Source organism: Streptomyces sp. NPDC046900 (genome assembly GCF_040644975.1).
Classification (GTDB): Bacteria; Actinomycetota; Actinomycetes; order Streptomycetales; family Streptomycetaceae; genus Streptomyces.
The window spans coordinates 117,757-135,904 of the sequence record NZ_JBEYXD010000020.1; the positions used below are offsets into that span (position 1 = coordinate 117,757).

An 18,148-nucleotide genomic window follows, 5' to 3' on the forward strand; every position below is an offset into this window, starting at 1 on the left:
CTCCGCCCAGACCGTCTGACCCGGCTGGAGCAGGGAGCACGGCCGCGTAGCGATCACGGTCTGCGTGACCGCGATCGGGTCAGCCGGTCATGGTGGCGAAAGGGCCGCCGTCGCCGAACGCGAGCCGCGCGAAGTTCTCGGCGATCCGGCCGTGTCCTGCCGGATCGGGGTGAACTTCGTCGGGCAGCGGGAATTCGGCGTAGTCCGCCTCGCCGTAAAGGTCACGGCCGTCGAGGTGGTGCAGATTCGGGTCGTCAGCGGCCCGTTGTTCGACGATCCGGGCGAGTTCGTGACGGATGACGTTGAGCGTCAGGCGCCCGGCGGCGCGCTCGGCTGGATCGCCCGTGGCCTTGAAGCGCAAGGTCCCGCCGTCGAAGTCGGGCGCGAGGGGGCCTGGGGTGTCCTCCTGGATCGGGCACAGGACGGGAGACACGACCAGTAGCGGCGTTGTCGGATGCCCCTCGCGGATGGTGTCGAGGAAGCCGTGAACGGCGGGGGTGAAGGCGCGCAGGCGCATCGCGTCGGTATTGACGACATTGATGCCGACCTTGAGGCTGATCAGGTCCGCGGGTGTGTCCCGCATCGCACGGGCGGTGAACGGGTCGAGCAGCGCGCTGCCGCCGAACCCGAGGTTGACCAGTTCCACTCCGCCCTGGGCTGCGGCCAGGGCCGGCCAGATGGCGGTCGGGTGGGCGGCGTTGGAGCCATGGCTGATGGAACTGCCGTGGTGCAGCCACACCCGGCGTCCGCTGTCCGGCGCCGCCTCGACCGGGGCATCGGTACGCAGGGCGATCAGCTCGGTCATCTCCGTATGCGGAAGCCAGATCTCGACGGCCTTGTCACCCGCCGGCAGATCGGTGAATCGGGCGGTACCGGCAGGCCCCTCGTGTAGTTCGACAGACTGGGCGGCCAGGTCGATCATGCGGACGTTACCGCCGGTCACCGTGGCCTGGGCAGCGAGACTGCCATCGACCAGCAGGTCGTAGACGCCGTCCGCGGGGGCCGGGAGACCTCGGTAGACCCGCTTGGTGGGCAGCGTGTCCAGTTCGATGGTGGTGGCCCGGGTGCGGAAGGCCAACCGCACACCGGACGGCTGCGCCTCGGCCATGGCCAGTTGATCGTCGGGGATCTGCCGGCGCGCTCGAGCGGGCAGTCGATGCGGCAGCAGCCCGTAGGCCGTCGGCTCCACGTCGAGGAAGCCGCGCAGGATGTCCGCGGTGACAGGTGTGGTGATCCAGTCGTGCTCAGTGCTCATTGCCTCGGCCTGTTGATCAAGATTTCGGGATTGTTCGGAGGCGCCGGTGCGCGGCGCGGCGGAGCGCCCCCGGTGGGGTGCCCCTGCTGGTCAAGGGGTGGTCCGGTTCCGTAGCAGAGCGTCGAGGGAATCCAAGATCCAGGCCCAGGACTCCTGCGAGTCGACGGCGGTGTGGCTGAAGCCTCCGGCCATCTCCAGGCTGACGTAGCCATGGAAGACGCTGCCCAGCATCCGGACCGCGTGCGTCTGGTCCGGCTCCGTCAGGTCGTAGCCGCGCAGGATCGCCCGCGTCATCTGTGCGTGCCGAACGCCGGCACTGGCGGCCGCCGTCTCGGGGTCGAGCCGGAGTCGGGCGGCATCGTAGCGGCCGGGGTGCTCGTGGGCGTAGTCGCGGTAGGCGTCCGCGAAGGCGGCCAGGGCGTCCTTGCCGGCACGCCCGGCCAGGGCGGCGGCGACCCGGTCGGCCAGTTCCTCCAGCGCGAACAGGGCGATCCTGGTCTTGAGGTCCTGGGAGTTCTTCAGGTGCGAGTACAGACTCGCGACCTTGACGTCGAACCGCCGGGCGAGCGCCGAGACCGTCACCTGGTCGAAGCCGACCTCGTCGGCCAGTTCCGCCCCCGCCCGGGTCAGACGCTCCACGGTCAGCCCTGCTCGAACCATAACCTTCCTCCTGTCCAACGACAACGATTATGCATTTGCCTAAAGCCTTTAGGCAAATTAGCCTCCGCTCATGAAGCCGTTGACCGAGCAAGAGATCCGTACCGCGTTCGTGAACTGCACGAAGGGCGAGGCGAAACGCCTGTCCCTCCCCCGCGACCTGGGCGAGCGACCCTGGGACGACCTGGACTTCCTCGGCTGGCGTGACCCCCAGGCCCCCGACCGTGCCTACCTCGCCACCGAGCTGGACGGCCGCCCGGTGGCACTCGCCCTCCGCTGCCCGAGCCCTGCCGCCTGGCAGATGCGGCGCAGCATGTGCTCGATGTGCCTGACCACCCACACCGGAGGCGTCTCGCTGATGGTGGCCCCGAAGGCCGGCAAGGCCGGGCAGCAGGGCAACTCCGTGGGCGCTTACATATGCAGCGACCTCGCCTGCCCGCTGTACGTGCGCGGCAAGAAGGACGCGGGCGCCGGTGCGCGGCTCCATGAGTCGCTCACCCTGGAGGAGAAGATCCAGCGGACCGTCGCGAACCTCACCGCGTTCATCGCCAAGGTCACCACATGAAGCATCCAGCCGCGCGGGCCACACCTGCTGCCTCGGCCGTCAGCCACGGTGCGCCCACGTCGCCCGCGCGATCATCTCAGGACCGCCGGTATTGGGCGTACGTCCGCGAGCGGGGAGGCGAACACGGGCCTGCTCGATGGCCTTCAGTGGATCAGCCGGGAAGGTACGCCCCCCGCGTGCTTCCGAGCTCGATTCACACGTCTTGAGCATGGCTCGTCCCATGTAGCGACTGTAGGCATCCGACAGGACGTCATGCGATCGGACGTGCATCCGCCGAAGAGACCTGGAGGTCGCTCCCACCGTCTCCCTTGCCGTGCACCCCTCTCGACCTTCGTCAAGGGCATCACGTCCAGCAGCACGGGCTTGCTCAAGACCACCGTCAAGGCGGCCTCGGACGGCTACTGGCGCTTCACCTACGCCGGTTCGCCCACCGCCGCTCCGGTCACCTCGACCGGCGACTACGTCGACGTCAGGTAGCGAGCAGGCGGTGACCCGGGCGGACGCCTCAGGCCTCCGCCCGGGACACCCCGCGTCGCGACGCAGGCAGCCAGGCAACGCTTGACGAGCATGATCCCCCGGGCAAGTGGGGAGGCAACTCCCGCGATGGCAAACGCGCCGAGACACCCCTCAAAAGCGGACTCCTGCAGCCGTTTGATCCGCCGCTGCAGTAGCCCGCCCTCACAGGTCAACGTGTCCGCACCTCTTCGTGCCGGCCACAGCCGGGAGGCGCGCAGGTCACTCGTTGCCGGGCGAGCGCGGATGTGCCATGCGGGAGAGCCAGGTCGTGAGCAATGCTTCGAGCGCCTCGGCCTCCCCCGGCCTCAGGAGATCCAGCAAGTGGCGTTCGTTGTGCATGTGGTCGGTGAACGCCTGGTCGATCAGTTCGCGCCCGGCTCCGGTGAGGCCGACGATCCGACCGCGCTGATCGTCGTCGGAGCGGCGGCGGGTGACGAGTCCGGCTTGCTCCAGGCGGTCGATTCTCTTGGTCATCGCGCCGGTGGTGACCATGGTGTGCACGGCGAGCTCGCCAGGTGCCCGTTCGTAGGGCTCGCCGGCGCGGCGCAGCGCGCACAGGACGTCGAACTCTCCCTCGCTGAGACCGTAGCGGCCGTATACGCGGACGAGTTCCTCGGTGAGCTGGCCGGCCAGGCGGTGCAGTCGGCCGATCACTCCCTGCGGGGAGACGTCGACGTCGGGCCGTTCACGGCGCCAGTCGGCCTGGATGCGGGCCACATGGTCCAGCGGATGTTCCATGGACCCCATCATAGCTTCCACGGAAGCTATATTAGCTTCCGTGGAAGCTAATATGCGTGGGGTAGTACTGACCGCGATTGCGCCGGTGGCCTGGGGGGCCAACTACTTCGTCACCCATGAGTTCTTGCCGGCGGACCACCCGCTGTACGGGGCCGCTCTGCGGGCGCTGCCCGCGGGCCTCCTCCTGCTGGCCCTGTGCAGGCAGCGGCCACGCGGCGCGTGGTGGTGGCGATCGGCCGTACTCGGGCTGCTCAACGTGAGCGTGTTCTTCGTCCTCGTCTACTTCGCCTCCCAGCTGCTGCCGACGAGCGTCGCCTCGACCGTCATGGCGGTGTCCCCGTTGACGATGATGCTCATGGCCTGGCCTCTGGTGTCCGAGCGACCTCGGAGTGCCCACCTGGCGGGCGCCGCGGTCGGGCTTGCCGGAGTGTGCCTCATGCTGCTCACGGGAACAGCGGGGGCGAGCCTGCCGGGCGTCTTCGCCGCGGCCACCGCCATGCTGGTGTCATCCTTCGGCCACATCCTCACCAAGCGCTGGGGTGCCGGTGCTCATGTGCTCGCCTCGACCGCCTGGCAGCTCACCGCCGGAGGGCTGTTCCTGCTTCCGGTCGCCGCGGCCGTGGAGGGCGCGCCGCCCGCGCTCTCCACACCGGCACTCCTCGCCTTCGGCTATGTCTCCCTTGTCGCGACCGCGCTGGCCTTCGTCGCCTGGTTCACGGGGCTGCGGCACCTGCCTGCGGGGACCGTGGGTCTGATCGGACTGCTCAACCCCGTCACGGGCGTGCTGCTTGGCACAGCGGTCGCCGCAGAGGTACTGACGGTTCAGCAACTGTGCGGACTGGTCCTCGTCCTGGTCGGAGTCGTCCTTGGCCGGTCCACGCGCGCGGGCCGACGTGGCAGAAGCCAGGCACCCGCTCGTCCTGACCCTGCCGAGCATCCCGTGCCAGAGTCCTCTCCATGCAATCTCCGGTGAGGACACTGGGACTGCCTGGGGCCTTCGATGCCATGACCCTCCATCGACACCCCAGACACCCCCGACACCCCGCGTGCCCCGATTGCGCCGTGCGGGCCGACCGCAGGTGCGCCGCGGCGAGGCCGACGTCGGTGTGAACGTCGTCGCTGTCGGCAGCCCCCCGGGAATGCGGCTCTGTCCCCGAGCAGTTGAGTCGATGGCCCGGTCGATGTGTGGCCATCCGGGGCGTGGCGGTCCAGGGCTTGTCCGACTGAGGAAGCACGGTGATCACGCGATGAAAGCGGTGCGGTTCCACGAGTACGGCGGGATCGATGTGCTGCGGGTGGAGGACGTGGAGCGGCCGTCGCCCGGCCCCGGGCAGGTGCTGGTCGAGGTCCGCGCGGCCGGGATCCAGCCCGGCGAGGTGATGATCCGCAACGGCGCGCGGCACGACCGCTGGCCGGCGACGTTCCCCTCCGGGCAGGGCAGCGATCTGGCCGGCGTCGTGGTGGAGGTGGGCCCGCAGACGCGGGGCTTCGCGGTGGGCGACGAGGTCCTGGGCTTCACCCACAACAGAGCGAGCCACGCGGAGTTCGTCGTGGTCGATGACGTGAACGTGGTCTCCCGTCCGGAGGGGCTGTCCTGGGACGTGGCCGGATCGTTGTACGTGGCCGGCACGACCGCATACGCCACCGTGTTCACAGTGGACCCCGGACCGGCCGACACCGTCGTGGTGTCCGGTGCGGCGGGCGGCGTCGGGTCGCTCGCCGTGCAGCTCGCGCGGCGGCGCGGCGCGACGGTGATCGGGCTGGCGAGCCAGCGAAACCACGCCTGGCTGACGGATCACGGCGTTATCCCGGTCGAGTACGGGGAAGGCGCCGCCGAACGGATCCGAGAGGCCGCAGGCGGAAAAGTCGACGCGTTCATCGACACGTTCGGCGACGGTTACGTGGAGCTGGCAGTGGAGTTGGGCGTGCGGCCCGAGCGGATCAACACGATCCGCGATTGGCAGGCCGCGGCCAAGTTCGGTGCGCGGACCTACGGAGAAGGCGCGGCGGCGTGCGCGGTCGTGGTCGGCGAGCTCGCCCGGCTCGCGGCGCGCGGCGAGCTTGAGGCGCCGATCGCCCGAACCTACCCGCTGGAGCAAGTGCAGGACGCCTTCCGCGAGTTGGAGCGGCGACACACCCACGGCAAGATCGTGCTTCGGCCGTAGCCCGGACTGCCCGAGGCGACCGTCGAGCAGGCACGCCCCGCCATCAACACAGTGTCGCCGCCGGCCGCCGGACAACTCGCCCGTCCTGGGCTGCCAGTTGGCTATCCTCAGCGCCCCCCACCTATGCCGCGCCCGCACCGGCAACGAGGGCGGCCGCGGCGTGTTCCTGGTCCCTCAGCTCACATCACGCTGGGGCACCCGCTCCAACCCCGACGGTAAAACGATCTGGGCCGAGCAGGCCAGGATCTCCCCGGTCGACGTGACTGACCGTGGTCACCAGATCTGCCGGACCCGCCGGCCACGACACCACCGTTTCGACGTCCGGCGGCGGCTCAGAGCAGGGCGTCCAGGGTGATCGGCAGCTCGTGGAAGCGCTTTCCGGTGGCGTGGTAGACGGCGTTGGCGATCGCGGCTGCGATGCCGACCAGGCCGACTTCGCCGACGCCCTTGGTGCCGGTGGCGGTGCCCCGGTCGGGCTCGCCGACGAAGACCACGTCCAGTTCCGAGATGTCGGCGTTGACCGCGACCAGGTAGTCGGCGAACGTGCCGTTGGCGATGCGGCCGGTGCGCGGGTCGGTGACGGTGTCCTCGTACAGGGCCATGCCGATACCGCCGACCGTCCCGCCGATGATCTGGCTTCTCGCCGTCTTCTCGTTGAGGATGCGGCCGCCGTCGATCGCGGAGACCACCCGTGCGACCCGGATGAGGCCGAGATCGGGGTCTACGCGGACCTCCACGAACTTCGCGCCGTACGCCCCGGCGAGGGACATGCCCAGCTCGGCGGGGACCGGCGGAGTGCTGTTCCCTCCGGCCGCCAGTTCGGACAGCCCGTGCCGTGCGAGGATGTCGGCGTACGGCTCCCCGCGATCCGGACGGCCCGCGGGGTGGACCCTCCCGTCCGTGCACTCCACGTCGTCGGGGGACGCACCGTACAGGGGCGAGTCGGCGTCTCCGCAGGCAAGTTGGGCGAACGAGCGCACCAGCCGACGGCAGGCGTCGTGTACGGCGTTGCCCAGTGCGCCGGTCAGGCCGGAGCCGCCCGCCATCATCGAGTTGGGCATGTCGGAGTCACCCAGGTCGAAGCGGACCTGGTCCAGAGGCAGTCCCAGTTCGTCCGCGGCCAGTTGGGCCATCACGGTGTAGGTGCCGGTGCCGATGTCGGTGGCCGCGCTCCGCACCAGCGCGCTGCCGTCGCGGTTGACGGTGGCCTGCGCCGCACAGGGCTGTGCGAAATAGGGGAAGAGCGCACTCGCCATGCCGTAGCCGACGAGCCAGTTGCCGTCACGCATGGAGCGCGGCTCGGGGTTCCGGTCGGACCAGCCGAATCGCCGCGCGCCGACTTCGTAGCACTCCAGCAGTGCCTTGCCGGACCAGGGCAGCCCGTTGCGTGGATCGGTGTCGCAGTGGTTGCGCCGCCGCAGCTCCAGGGGATCCATGCGCAGGGTGTAGGACAGCTCGTCGAGTGCCGACTCCAGGGCGAAGTTGCCCTGTGCCTCGGCCGGGGCGCGCATCGACGTGGGAACGGCGATGTTGATCCGCGCCTGTCGGTCCTGGGTGATCACGTTCGGGCACTCGTAGGCGAAGGCGGTTGCCGCGGTGAAGGGCTCGTAGTCGTTGTCCTCCATGCTCAGGGAGCTGAGGCTGCGGTGGTCGATGGCGACGAGTTCGCCGGCGCGGGTCATCCCGACACCGAGCCACTGCACGCCGCTGGGGCGGTGCCCGACGGAGGTGAACATCTGCGGGCGGGTCAGGACCAGCTTGACCGGGCGGTTGAGCGCCCGGGCGGCCATGACCGTCAGGATCACGTGCGGCCACACGCGCAGCCCGGAGCCGAAGCCCCCGCCGACGTAGGGCACCAGGACCCGCACCGAGCTCTCCGGGATGCCGAAGACCATGGCGAGGGTGGTGCGCACCATCGAGGGCCACTGGCTGGTGTCATGGACGGTGAGGGTGTCGCCCTCCCAGACGGCGAGGGTGGCGAACAGCCCGAGCGGGTTGTTGGTGTTGTCGGCCGTGGTGTAGGTGGCCCGGAAGGTCACCTCGGCCGACTCCAGCGCTGCGGCGGTGTCGCCGCGCGAGGTGTCCATCTCCCACGGGTCGACGACCTGTTCGGCCCGCGGGTCCTGGAGGTCCAGGAGCGGGTCCGTGACTTCGTAGTCGGCCCGCACCAGGCGCGCCGCGGCGGCGGCCTGCTCCGGAGTCTCGGCCACCACGAAGGCGATGTGCTGCCCGTGGTGGACGATCCGGTCGTTCCGCAGCGGCGCCGGAGGCGACGCCCCGAGGACCGTCACGGGACCCGTCCCGACCTTGGGGGCGTTCTCGTGGGTGAGGACGGTGATCACGCCGGGGGCGCGTTCGGCAGCGTCGGTGTGCATGCGGACGATCCGGCCCGCGGCGACGGTGCTCTGCACCAGGGCACCGTAGGCCTGGCCGGGGACGCTGAAGTCCATCGGGTACGGGGCGGTGCCGGTGACTTTGCGCGGGCCGTCGACCCGGTTGATGCCGGCGCCGACGAGCGGCCTGCTTTCGACGGTGCTCATACGGTCACTCCTGAGACGGTCTGCAGCTCGCGCACCAGGGTGCGCCGGGCGAGCGGAACCTTGAACGCCGTTCCGGGGACAGTCCAGGCGTCGCGCATGGTCGCCTCGGCCGCGTCCAGGAAGGTGGCCGTCGTGGCGGACGCGCCGGTCAGCACGTGCTCGGCCTCGTAGGCCCGCCAGGGCTTCGTCCCCACTCCGCCCAGGCCGACCCGGGCCTGACGGATCGTGCCGTCCTCGACGACGAGCAGCACCGCGGCCGAGGTGAGCGCGAACTCGTACGATGCCCGGTCGCGGACCTTGAGGTAGCCCGACCGGGCGGCCGGCGGCGGCAGCGGGATCTCGACCTCGGTGATCAGCTCGGCGTGCTCCAGGACGTTCTCGCGCTGGGGGCTCTCGTCGGCCGTCAGGTAGAACTCCGTCAGCGGCACGCTGCGGGCCTTCGACGGCCCCTGGATGTGCACGACCGCGTCGAGCGCCACCAGGGCGACGGCGAGGTCGGACGCGTGCAGCGCGATACACCGCTCGCTCGCGCCGAGCACGGCGTGCATACGTGCCGCGCCCTGCACCGCGGCGCACCCGGATCCCGGCGTACGTTTGTTGCACTCGCCGACCGTGGGGTCCCGGAAGTAGCGACAGCGCGTGCGCTGCAGCAGGTTGCCGCCGATGGTGGCCATGTTCCGCAGCTGCACCGATGCGCCCAGCAGAAGGGCCTCGCGCACCATGGGCAGGCGCTCGGTCACCGTGGCGTCGGCGGCCAGTTCCTCCATGGTGGCCAGGGCCCCCACGTGCAGGGCCTCGCGGCGTCGTTCGATGCCGTGCAGCGGGAGCCGGGTGATGTCGATCAGCCGCGGTGGCTCCAGGACCCCGTCCTTCATCAGGTCGAGCTGTGTCGTACCGCCTGCGAGGCAGGATGCCGCCGGCTCCTCCTCCAGCAATCGCACTGCCTCGCGGGTGTCAGTGGCACGGACGTAGTCAAAGGCGCGCATCGTGACCTCCCCGGGAGGCCGCCTCGCGGATCGCCGCCACGATGTTGGGATAGGCACCGCACCGGCACAGATTTCCGCTCATGTACTCGCGGATCTCCTCGTCCGAGCCGGTCCGGCCCTCGGCCAGGAGCGCCACCGCGGACATGATCTGCCCCGGCGTACAGAAGCCGCACTGGAAGGCGTCGTGCTCCATGAACGCCTGCTGTACCGGGTGCGGGCCGTCGGCCTCGGCGATGCCCTCGATGGTGGTGATCTCCCGGCCCTCCGCCTGCGCCGCCAGGGTCAGGCAGGCCAGCACCCTCCGGCCGTCCAGATGGACGGTGCATGCGCCGCAGGCACCCTGGTCGCAGCCCTTCTTCGTACCTACGAGGCCCAGCCGGTCACGCAGGGCGTCCAGCAAGGTGACTCGCGTGTCCATACGCAGGGCGTACGACCGTCCGTTCACTGTGAGTGTCACGACCCGCTCCGGGGCCGCAGGCCGCTCGCTCACGTCCCGCCTGCTCGCCACGTCCGTCATCGCGTCCTCCTCGGGACGGGTCGCACACGGCTTCGGCCCGACGCGCGGGCAAGTGAGCCGTTTCGACAGCTTCGGGAAGATTCAACACTTTATTTCACGATATAGGCGAAAGAGACCATTCGGCATGTGGTCCGATCGCGATGGGGGCGGGGCGGCATGGACGACCCCAGCTTCCCCGTGCTGCGGAGGCTGATCGGGCGCAGGACGGAGAGACCGTGTCCGGATGCGCCATTCCGGAAGCCCCCACCTCCGTGAGCATGGTCGGTCTGCCCCCCCCGCACCCTGCGGGGCGCAGGGTGTCCCTCGCGTGCGCTGGGCGGTGCTCGCCGAGGGCGTCCAGGACGCCGATGACCGTGCGTGCGACGGAGCCCTGGCATCGGGCGGGCTCAGACCGAAACGGGGATGGTCCGTGCTGATGACCCGGTGGTCTGCGGCCAGCTGGTCGCAAGCGCCTGCCGGCCCTCCAGGCTCCGGCCCATGCCGTGCAGCTGCGGAACCGGCATGGGGTGCATGTCCTTCAGTTGGTCGACGGTGGCGCGCAGCGGGGAGACGGTGATCCGCTGTCGCGTGACGCGACGAACTCGCGGACCACCCTCAGCGGCACGACCAAGTGGCACGGCTGGCGCGGGCAGGCGGGCAGGCGGGCAGGCGGGCAGGCGGGCAGGCGGGCAGGCGGGCAATCTTGACAGCGAGTCTGCGTTCACGATCGACCACACCGTTTGCCGCCCGTCAGGACGGCTGGGCAACGCGCGGCGCCACCTCCACCTCCCGGCCCCGGTTCCGCTCGCCCGCCCGCGCCTGCACGCCCCGGCGGCTTCCCCGCATCACTCCGGCACGGCTGAAGCCCGCACCATCACACAGTCGAACTCGACCACCCGTCCCGTGGACTGCTCCCGCGTGACGGGGTACATGCCGGTGACCTCGAAACCGTGGCTCTCGTATTCGGCGATGGACTCGTTCATGCGCGGGCTGCCCTCGTACAACCGCAGCAGGGCGACCTCCGACTGCATTCCGACGAACTCCTGGGTCCGTTCACCGGCGCCCGCGAAGACCTCCAGGTCGTACCCCTGGGTGTCCATCTTCAGATAGGGGCGCGGGTCGTCGATGTCGGCCAGTGCCTTGTCCATCACCCCGTCGAGACGGCGGATCTCGATCTCCTCCGTCTGCGACTTGGCGAACCGGAGATAGCGGTCGCGGCCATAATCGCTCGGCGACAACAGGGAGTTCATGGTGTTCCAGCCCGTGTGTATGGACTTGGTCTCGTCCTTGCGGCCCAGCCCGAACGGATACACCCACCAGTCCGGGTCCCCTTCCGCCGCCTTCTCCAGCTTGGCGAAAGCGGCGGCCGTGGGTTCGAACGAGACGATACGGCCGGCATAGCCGTCCCGGCGCAGCCGGCGTGCGTACTGGCCGGCGTTGGCGCCCACATCGAAGACGCAGTTCACCTCGTACCGCGCAAGCAGCGCGGCCACGTGGTGGCCACACAGATACTCGGCCGCCGCCAGCTGGACTCCGCGTTCGTCGGCCTCCGCCCGCGGGTCGAGCAGCAGCTGCGCTCCGCTGTCCCCGAGCCGCACGCTCTTCCACGCCTCCCCCTGCGCCTCCGGCTGCGCATCGCCGCGGGGCCGAGAGACCAGCCACTGGTCCGCCGCCACCGGCGCCACGGCATACGGGCGGCGGCCGGTGCGGGCCAGCAGATCCGCACCCGGTCCGACAGCGAGCCGGGTACGGGCAGCTCGACGAGAGACCACGGCCTCACCAGGGCCGAGGTCGAGCACCTGCACCCCGAGTCGAGGGAGCAGCCTGAGCAGGGTTCTGTATAGCGTCTGCATTAACCCACCGTGTCAGAAGACCGTCGCGTGCACTACGGACAGACGAAAAGTTCTTACCAATGGCCACATCGGCTCCGGACAGTGATCCGCGCATCACCGTGTCCGAGAAGGTCACGCTGAAGCCGGCTTGAGCCGGCCGAGGTGCTCGCGAGCGTTCCGGTGGCCTTCCGACGACCCCGGCCGGGCCCTCGAACACCCTAGGCATCGGTGATGGAGACGTTCGCGTAGGTCATCATCAAGCCCAGCATCGGCTGGACGAACCTCGCGGCCCTCCGGCACGCCTGCCGAAGTCAGGCGCAACCAGCGGCGAAGAAGGTCTTGCGGCACATCTACAATGCCGGGACGGGAACGCGCGGCCCGGGCCGGTGTTCCGCTCGCCGGGCAGTTCGCCGCGACATTCCTCAAGGCCGTTGCGAAGATCACCGACGACGAGGATGAGTTGCCGGCGTTCCACGATTTCCCTGCCGGGCGCTGGATGCACCTGCGGACCACCAACCCCGTCGAGTCGACCTTCGCCACCGTCCGGCTGCAGACCAAGGTCACCAAGAACGCCGACACAAGGACGGCCACCCTGGCTATGGCGATCAAACTCGCCGAGGCCGTCCGGAACCGGCGGCGCGCGGTGAACGCGCCCCACCTGGTCGCCCTGGTCCGCGGCGCCCCCTTCGAAAGTGGCCACCTGTCCGAACCCACCCCGGCGGTGGCGGCATGACCCAGCCGCGCGGCGGGATGCTGCACCACGTCGAGATCTGGGTGCCCGACCTCCACCGGGCCGTCGTCTCCTTCGGCTGGCTGCTGGGGGCCCTGGGCTACACGCCATTCCAGCACTGGAGCAACGGCCGCAGCTGGCGGCTCGGAGCCACCTACCTGGTCTTCGAGCAGTCCCCGGCCCTCACCACCGGCGAGCACGACCGATGCCGACCTGGGCTGAACCATCTGGCGTTCCACGTCGAGGATCCCCGCACCGTGGAGTCGCTGGCCGCCGAGGCCCCGCGGCACGGCTGGAGCCTGATGTTCCCCGAACGCCACCCGCACGCCGGCGGCGAACAGACCTACTCCGCCTACCTGGAGAACACCGACGGCTTCGAGATCGAACTCGTCGCCATCAAGCCATCCGAACCGGACTGACGACGATCACGCCGCCCGCAGGTCTTGGCGACAACTCCTCCGGAGGCCTCGACCGCTGAGCTGGGGGCGTCGAGCATCTCCAGCGCAGGCGCCATTTCCTCGGCGTACATGAGGCAGCGGCCAGTAGAGGGCGCGCAGATTGGCCCCTTGAGGAGTACCGGAACAGTCAGTGCCGACAGCGATCAGCCGCGGCGGTGAGCGTGCGGGGACGCGGTCAGAGAGCTGAGTTCCTACACGTCAGGCACGTGGCCGTCTGAGGTCGACAGGACAACGGGGAGGTCTACAGGCCGGCTTGCTCCCGTTCGGGAGGCAAAGCGGTTTCCGATAGGTTCGATCACATCCCGCTGGAGAACAGACCTACGCGTGAGGGAGCTCGCATGGCCTCTATCCACCACACCACCATGACGCCCACCAAGCTGGAACTGCTCACCGGCTGGCTGCCGAAGCAGAGTTGGTACGTGGGCGGCGCAGAAACACCGGAACTGGTCAAGGCCGGTGGGTTCCGTCTGGACGATCCGGTGGGCGCGGTCGGAATCGAGTTCATGGTCGTGTCGGACGCCGGCGCGCAGGAGCCGGTGGCGTATCTGGTGCCGATGGGCTACCGCGATGCGGCGCTGGAAGGCGTCCCCGCCGAGGCGTTGATCGGCACCTCCGAGCATGGCGTGCTCGGCACCCGGTGGATCTACGATGGCGTCCACGACCCGGTCGTGGTGGCGCAGTTGCGCGCCCTCCTGCGCGGTGAGGCGACGCCGCAGCACCAGAGCAAGAGCGACACCCCTGACCCGACCGTCACCGTGCACGGAACTGGCCCTGGCGACGGGCGTGACGTTCAGGTCAACCGCGTCCTGCGGCCGGCGGAGGTTGCGCAGAGGTCGTCCGGATACGTCGTCGCCGGGTGGACCTGGCCGAACGGAACTGCCGCACGGGGAGTACTCGCGGCCGTCACGCCGCGGTGAGAGCCTGCGCGGACAGTGAGCGTGCGGGCCCACGGCAACCGCCGCTCCTTCGCTGCCACTGATCGTGCCGACACAGGCATGGGCGGGCAGCAGGTCCATGGAGGGCACGATGGTGACGAAGGTAGCGGATGCCCCGTTCGCCGCCTTGCCTGTCTTCTCCGGTGCGGGCATCCCGCCATCGCGACGGCTTTATTCCTTCCTGAACATGGCGGGGTAGAGCTTGAAGCATGGAACGCGTCAGGGCCGCACCCGGGATTCGGGTGCGGCCCATTTATGCGGTGCAACTGGGCGATACGGTCCGTTCTCCGGGGGATGGGGGCGTCGACCTCCCACGCCGGCCGGTCCGCCTCGCCGGACCTCGGCCCGCCGGCCTGGGCGACCGTCACCAGCAAGCGCAGCACATCCTGCGCCTCCTCGAAGGCGAGCGAGCCGCCACCGCCCTCGCCCAGGCCCAGCACACCACGCTGCCTGGCCAGGAGGCCGCCGCACGCATCACCGAGGGTCTCGCTCAACAAGTCCTGGACCTGGACGAGTGCCTCAGCCGACTGAGCCGACATCCCGGCCCGGATCGAAGCGGTCACCACGAGGACAAAGCCTTGATCTCTACTGCCGGGTTTGACGCACCGCCGGCCTACGCCGCCGCGCCAAAGCCGGCGGACCAAAGCCTCAGTGGTAACGGGGGGTGACGTGAAGTCCACATGGGGTTGACCGGACGCTGGACCGGATACGGCGGGTCCTCAGGGCAGATGAAATCAGCGAAATGATTCGGACTAGTATCGATTCGACGGATGTAGATCTCTGACCGTTCACATCCGATCACATGTGGCCCAGCAGGTACCCCAGCGGTGAGCGGAGGCGACAGTTGGCCGTAATGAATGCCGGGGGCGGCGATGCGGACAACACCGGCCCGTTCATGCCAAGTGCCCCCCAGCCACAGGGCCTGCGGGCCATACAGACTGTGCGGTCGTTGGAGCGACGCCGTACGCGGCTACAGCTACTCGACGCCGTGGACGAGGACCGGCACGATGTCGAGGTTCTGCTGACCGCGCTCCAGCAGGCGGTAGCCGAGGTGCACGGCTTGGGCGGCATGGTGCATCTCCCGGGCGGCGGCATGAGCGGCATCCTCTACCTGGTCGCCAGCAGTGGCCTGCCCGAGTCGATGACCCGGCCCTGGCTGATCATCCCGGTACGGGGCGCGGCACCGCCCAGCAGGGCCGCCCGCAAAGACACCATCGCCTGGGCGCCCGAGCTGGCTCCGCCCGACCCGGTGCCCGGCCGGGACCCCGCCGCCCTGTGGCCTTCCCGGCTCCCCGCCGGCATCGGTCATCTGGCCGTCCCCATTCCCGGCCGTGGCCGGCGACGCGGCGCGCTCTCCGTCCTCTTCGCACCAGGCACCGAGCCCGGCACGGCGGACGGCGCGTTTCTGAACGAGGTGGCGGCCTGGATGTCCGGGAGGCTCAGGTCGTCCGGGATCCTCAATCCCTCCCCCACCCTGCTGCGCGCCCTGGAGAACGGGCCGGGACCGCGGGAGGCCCTCCCGCCGGACGTGGCAGGGACGCCCACCCTCACGTACACCTGGGACCTGCGCACCGGCGACCTGACTTCCGACCAGCCCGTCGAGGAGGTGCTGGCCGGCATCGATCCGGAGGTGATGAGCGGCGGCATCGAGGCGTGGGCAGCGCTGATTCACCCGGACGACCTGCCAGGGGCGGTAGCCGGCTTCGACGCGGGCATTCAGCTGCGCGGCGGCTTCCAGAACGAGTACCGGATCCGACGCCAGAACGGCACATACCTCTGGATCGAGGCCAGTGCCAGGACGATCACTGACGAAGACGGAACGCCGGTGAAGGTGATCGGCACCCTCCGGGACAGCAGCGAAACACACGCCGCCGCCGAGTCGGTGGGGCGGGCTCTGCGACACATGAGCGACGGCTTCGTCTCCCTCGACACGGACTGGCGCATCGGATTTCTCAATCAGGCCGCCGAGCGGCTCTTCGGCGCCGCGGAGGATGTGGCCGGAGCCGTGCTCTGGAACGTTCCCGCGGTACGTGCCGTGCCGGGGCTGGAGCAACGGTGCCGGGCCACGGCGGCCGAGGGGCAGCCGGCCGGATTCGACGTGCCGTGGCCGGACGGAACGTCCTGGTACCACCTGCGGCTGGTGCCGGTGCCGGAAGGCCTCACGCTCTACATCACGGACACCACCGAGCGGCATCTGCGGGAGGCCGATCGGGCCGCCGCGGAGCACGCGGCTGCGGAGCGGGCGGCCGTGGTGCAGCGCATCACGCGGGAGCTGGCCGAGGCTGTCACGGCCCAGGACGTGATGGCGGCGGTGGCCGACGGTGTCATGGCACCCGTCGGGGCCGCCGGACTCATCATGCTCGGCGTCGTGGGCGACCGGCTGAACGTGATCGGCTCCCGGGGATACTCGGAGCGCTTCATTCGATTGCTGGACGGGCAGTGGACAGCGATGGACGCGACGAACCCGGTAGGCGACGCCATGCGCTCCCGCACCCCGCTCTACATCTCCTCCCCGGAGGAGATGCTGCAGCGTTACCCCGAGACCGAGATGCTGATCCGGGAGGGCGGCAAGCAGGCGTGGGCCCTTCTGCCGCTGGCGGTATCGGGGCGCGGGATCGGCGCGGCGGTCATCGCCTTCGGCGGACCGCGAGTGCTGGACGAAGACGAACAAACGCTGCTGACTGCGCTGAGCGGACTGATCGCGCAGGCCCTGGAGCGAGCCGGGCTCTACGACGAGGCCACGACCCGGGCCCGTACTCTCCAGCGCAGCCTGCTGCCGCAGGCCCTGCCCACGTTGCCCGAGGTGACGGCGGCCGCGCACTACCAGCCGGCCAAGCAGGGAGCCGACGTCGGCGGCGACTGGTACGACGTGATCCCGCTCTCCGCGGCCCGGGTGGCACTCGTGATCGGCGACGTCATGGGCCACGGTATGGCCGAGGCCGCCACCATGGGCGCGCTCCGAACGGCCGTCCGCACCCTCTCGGAGCTGGAGCTGCCACCCGACGAAATCCTCGGCCACCTCAACGACATCGTCGGCGAGCTGGGCACCGATGCCTTCGCGACCTGCCTGTACGGCATCTACGACCCGGCGACCCGGCGTCTGTCGTACGCCAGCGCCGGTCAGCCGCCCCCAGCGGTGGCCCACCCCGACGGCACCGTCACCTTCCTTTCCATGACCCCGGACCCGCCGCTGGGGGTGGCCTCTCCACCCTTCGAAATCCTCGAGACCCCACTGCCCGCCGACAGCCTGCTCGCCCTCTACAGCGACGGCCTGGTCGAGAGCAAGGACAGGGACGTCACCACCGGCATGAGTCGCCTCGCCGAACTCCTCTCTCAATCCCTGAACGCCATGCCGACGTCACCGGCGGACGCGTCCGACCTGGACGCCCTCTGCGCCACCCTCACCTCCGCGCTCCTCCCTGACCACGGCACGCTGATCGACGACGCCGCCCTGCTGCTGGCCTGCACCCACCCGCTGGACGCGGAGAACGTCGCCGAGTGGCCGTTGCCGGAGGACCCGGTGGCGGCGGGCCAGGCCCGCGAACTGGTCCGCGCCCAGCTCGCCGACTGGGACCTGACCGATGAGGACCTGATCATGACCACCGAACTTGTGGTCAGCGAACTCGTCGGGAACGTCATCCGGCACGCCTCCGGCCCCATTCGGCTGCGCATGCTGCGCAGTCGCGCGCTGATCTGCGAGGTTTCCGACACCAGCCTGACAACGCCGCACATCCGCCAGACGTCCGCCACCGACGAGGACGGCCGCGGCCTACAGCTCATCTCCGCACTCTGCCAGCGCTGGGGCACCCGCCACACCCGCACCGGCAAGTCCATCTGGACCGAACAACCCCTACCCACTACCTCAGCTTGATTCTTGACCTCGCACGTCACCCGACCTGCTGAGATCTACGATTTCCGGAGGCAGGCGACACCGCCGTCCGCCACCAACCGAGCGTGAAGGAACGGCCGCTGAAGCTGCCGCGCTGATCGACTCGCAGCGATGCTGGAGCAGTACGCGGCCACTCCAGACAGATACCTGTGGTTCGCGGGCGATTGATGCTCAAGGTCGGCTGCTGAGGCAGGGGCGAGCCGACGGGCCGTCATCGATCATGCCCCTGCCGCCGTGCACGTTGCGTGCCCGTTCCGGGGGAGCGGATGAGGCGGGCGCACAAGGTCAGTGCAACGTCGATCGTTTAGGCGGCTCGGCTGGGGTGTGAGTGTTCTGCCGATGTTGCGTCAGGTCGTGTGAGCTGAAGGATTGTCATGCCTGCGGGC

The 18,148-nt window shown here is 69.7% G+C and carries 13 protein-coding genes and 1 pseudogene; 7 read left to right on the top strand and 7 right to left on the bottom strand.

The features are described 5' to 3' along the window. Nucleotides 1-79 precede the first annotated feature (79 nt). Both ABZ904_RS21535 and ABZ904_RS21540 read right to left on the bottom strand, forming a co-directional pair. Nucleotides 80-1,255, bottom strand: a complete 1,176-nt coding sequence (locus tag ABZ904_RS21535; RefSeq protein ID WP_361825075.1) for a GDSL-type esterase/lipase family protein — start codon at nt 1,253-1,255, stop codon at nt 80-82. A gap of 90 nt (nt 1,256-1,345) precedes the next feature. Continuing rightward, a complete protein-coding gene (locus ABZ904_RS21540; protein WP_359393650.1) occupies nt 1,346-1,915 on the bottom strand; it encodes a TetR/AcrR family transcriptional regulator in 570 nt (189 codons plus the stop codon). Nucleotides 1,916-1,985: 70 nt separating this feature from the next. On the opposite strand from ABZ904_RS21540, the gene ABZ904_RS21545 reads away from it, so the two are divergent. Then, the gene (locus ABZ904_RS21545) at nt 1,986-2,477 is read left to right on the top strand and encodes an FBP domain-containing protein (RefSeq protein WP_359393651.1); all 492 of its coding nucleotides are present in this window, start codon (nt 1,986-1,988) and stop codon (nt 2,475-2,477) included. 735 nt (nt 2,478-3,212) lie between these two features. Here ABZ904_RS21545 and ABZ904_RS21550 read toward each other — a convergent pair. Beyond that, nucleotides 3,213-3,731 carry a MarR family transcriptional regulator gene (locus ABZ904_RS21550; RefSeq protein ID WP_359393653.1) on the bottom strand — a complete coding sequence of 173 codons (519 nt, stop codon included), beginning with the start codon at nt 3,729-3,731 and terminating at the stop codon, nt 3,213-3,215. A 52-nt stretch (nt 3,732-3,783) separates the two neighbouring features. Between ABZ904_RS21550 and ABZ904_RS21555 the strand changes: the two genes are divergently transcribed. Further along, nucleotides 3,784-4,704: an EamA family transporter gene (locus ABZ904_RS21555; protein WP_361825078.1), complete on the top strand. Its 921-nt coding sequence runs from the start codon at nt 3,784-3,786 to the stop codon at nt 4,702-4,704. 274 nt (nt 4,705-4,978) lie between these two features. Further along, complete coding sequence (locus ABZ904_RS21560) at nt 4,979-5,896, top strand: NADP-dependent oxidoreductase (RefSeq protein ID WP_361825080.1); 918 nt, start codon at nt 4,979-4,981, stop codon at nt 5,894-5,896. A gap of 332 nt (nt 5,897-6,228) precedes the next feature. Here ABZ904_RS21560 and ABZ904_RS21565 read toward each other — a convergent pair whose 3' ends face one another. The 4 genes from ABZ904_RS21565 to ABZ904_RS21580 form a co-directional block, all read right to left on the bottom strand. Next, a complete protein-coding gene (locus tag ABZ904_RS21565; protein WP_360992547.1) occupies nt 6,229-8,436 on the bottom strand; it encodes a xanthine dehydrogenase family protein molybdopterin-binding subunit in 2,208 nt (735 codons plus the stop codon). Then, entirely contained in the window at nt 8,433-9,422 is a 990-nt protein-coding gene (locus tag ABZ904_RS21570) for a xanthine dehydrogenase family protein subunit M (RefSeq protein ID WP_359393661.1), read from the bottom strand. The genes ABZ904_RS21565 and ABZ904_RS21570 overlap by 4 nt, the downstream gene beginning before the upstream one ends. Next, nucleotides 9,409-9,939 (bottom strand): (2Fe-2S)-binding protein, encoded by a 531-nt coding sequence (locus ABZ904_RS21575; protein WP_359393663.1) that lies wholly within the window; start codon nt 9,937-9,939, stop codon nt 9,409-9,411. The genes ABZ904_RS21570 and ABZ904_RS21575 overlap by 14 nt, the downstream gene beginning before the upstream one ends. A gap of 824 nt (nt 9,940-10,763) precedes the next feature. Next, complete coding sequence (locus ABZ904_RS21580; RefSeq protein ID WP_359393666.1) at nt 10,764-11,771, bottom strand: FkbM family methyltransferase; 1,008 nt, start codon at nt 11,769-11,771, stop codon at nt 10,764-10,766. Nucleotides 11,772-12,156: 385 nt separating this feature from the next. Here ABZ904_RS21580 and ABZ904_RS21585 point away from each other — a divergent pair. The 4 genes and pseudogenes from ABZ904_RS21585 to ABZ904_RS21600 all read left to right on the top strand — a co-directional run. Then, nucleotides 12,157-12,483, top strand: a pseudogene (locus ABZ904_RS21585) (IS256 family transposase); the annotation flags it as partial. Beyond that, a complete protein-coding gene (locus ABZ904_RS21590) occupies nt 12,480-12,899 on the top strand; it encodes a VOC family protein (RefSeq protein ID WP_359393668.1) in 420 nt (139 codons plus the stop codon). The pseudogene ABZ904_RS21585 and the gene ABZ904_RS21590, both read left to right, overlap by 4 nt. Nucleotides 12,900-13,276: 377 nt before the next feature. Beyond that, on the top strand, nt 13,277-13,855 hold the full coding sequence (locus ABZ904_RS21595; protein WP_359393670.1) for a 1,4-alpha-glucan branching protein: 579 nt from the start codon (nt 13,277-13,279) through the stop codon (nt 13,853-13,855). A 967-nt stretch (nt 13,856-14,822) separates the two neighbouring features. Beyond that, complete coding sequence (locus tag ABZ904_RS21600) at nt 14,823-17,744, top strand: SpoIIE family protein phosphatase (RefSeq protein ID WP_361825083.1); 2,922 nt, start codon at nt 14,823-14,825, stop codon at nt 17,742-17,744. Nucleotides 17,745-18,148 lie beyond the last annotated feature (404 nt).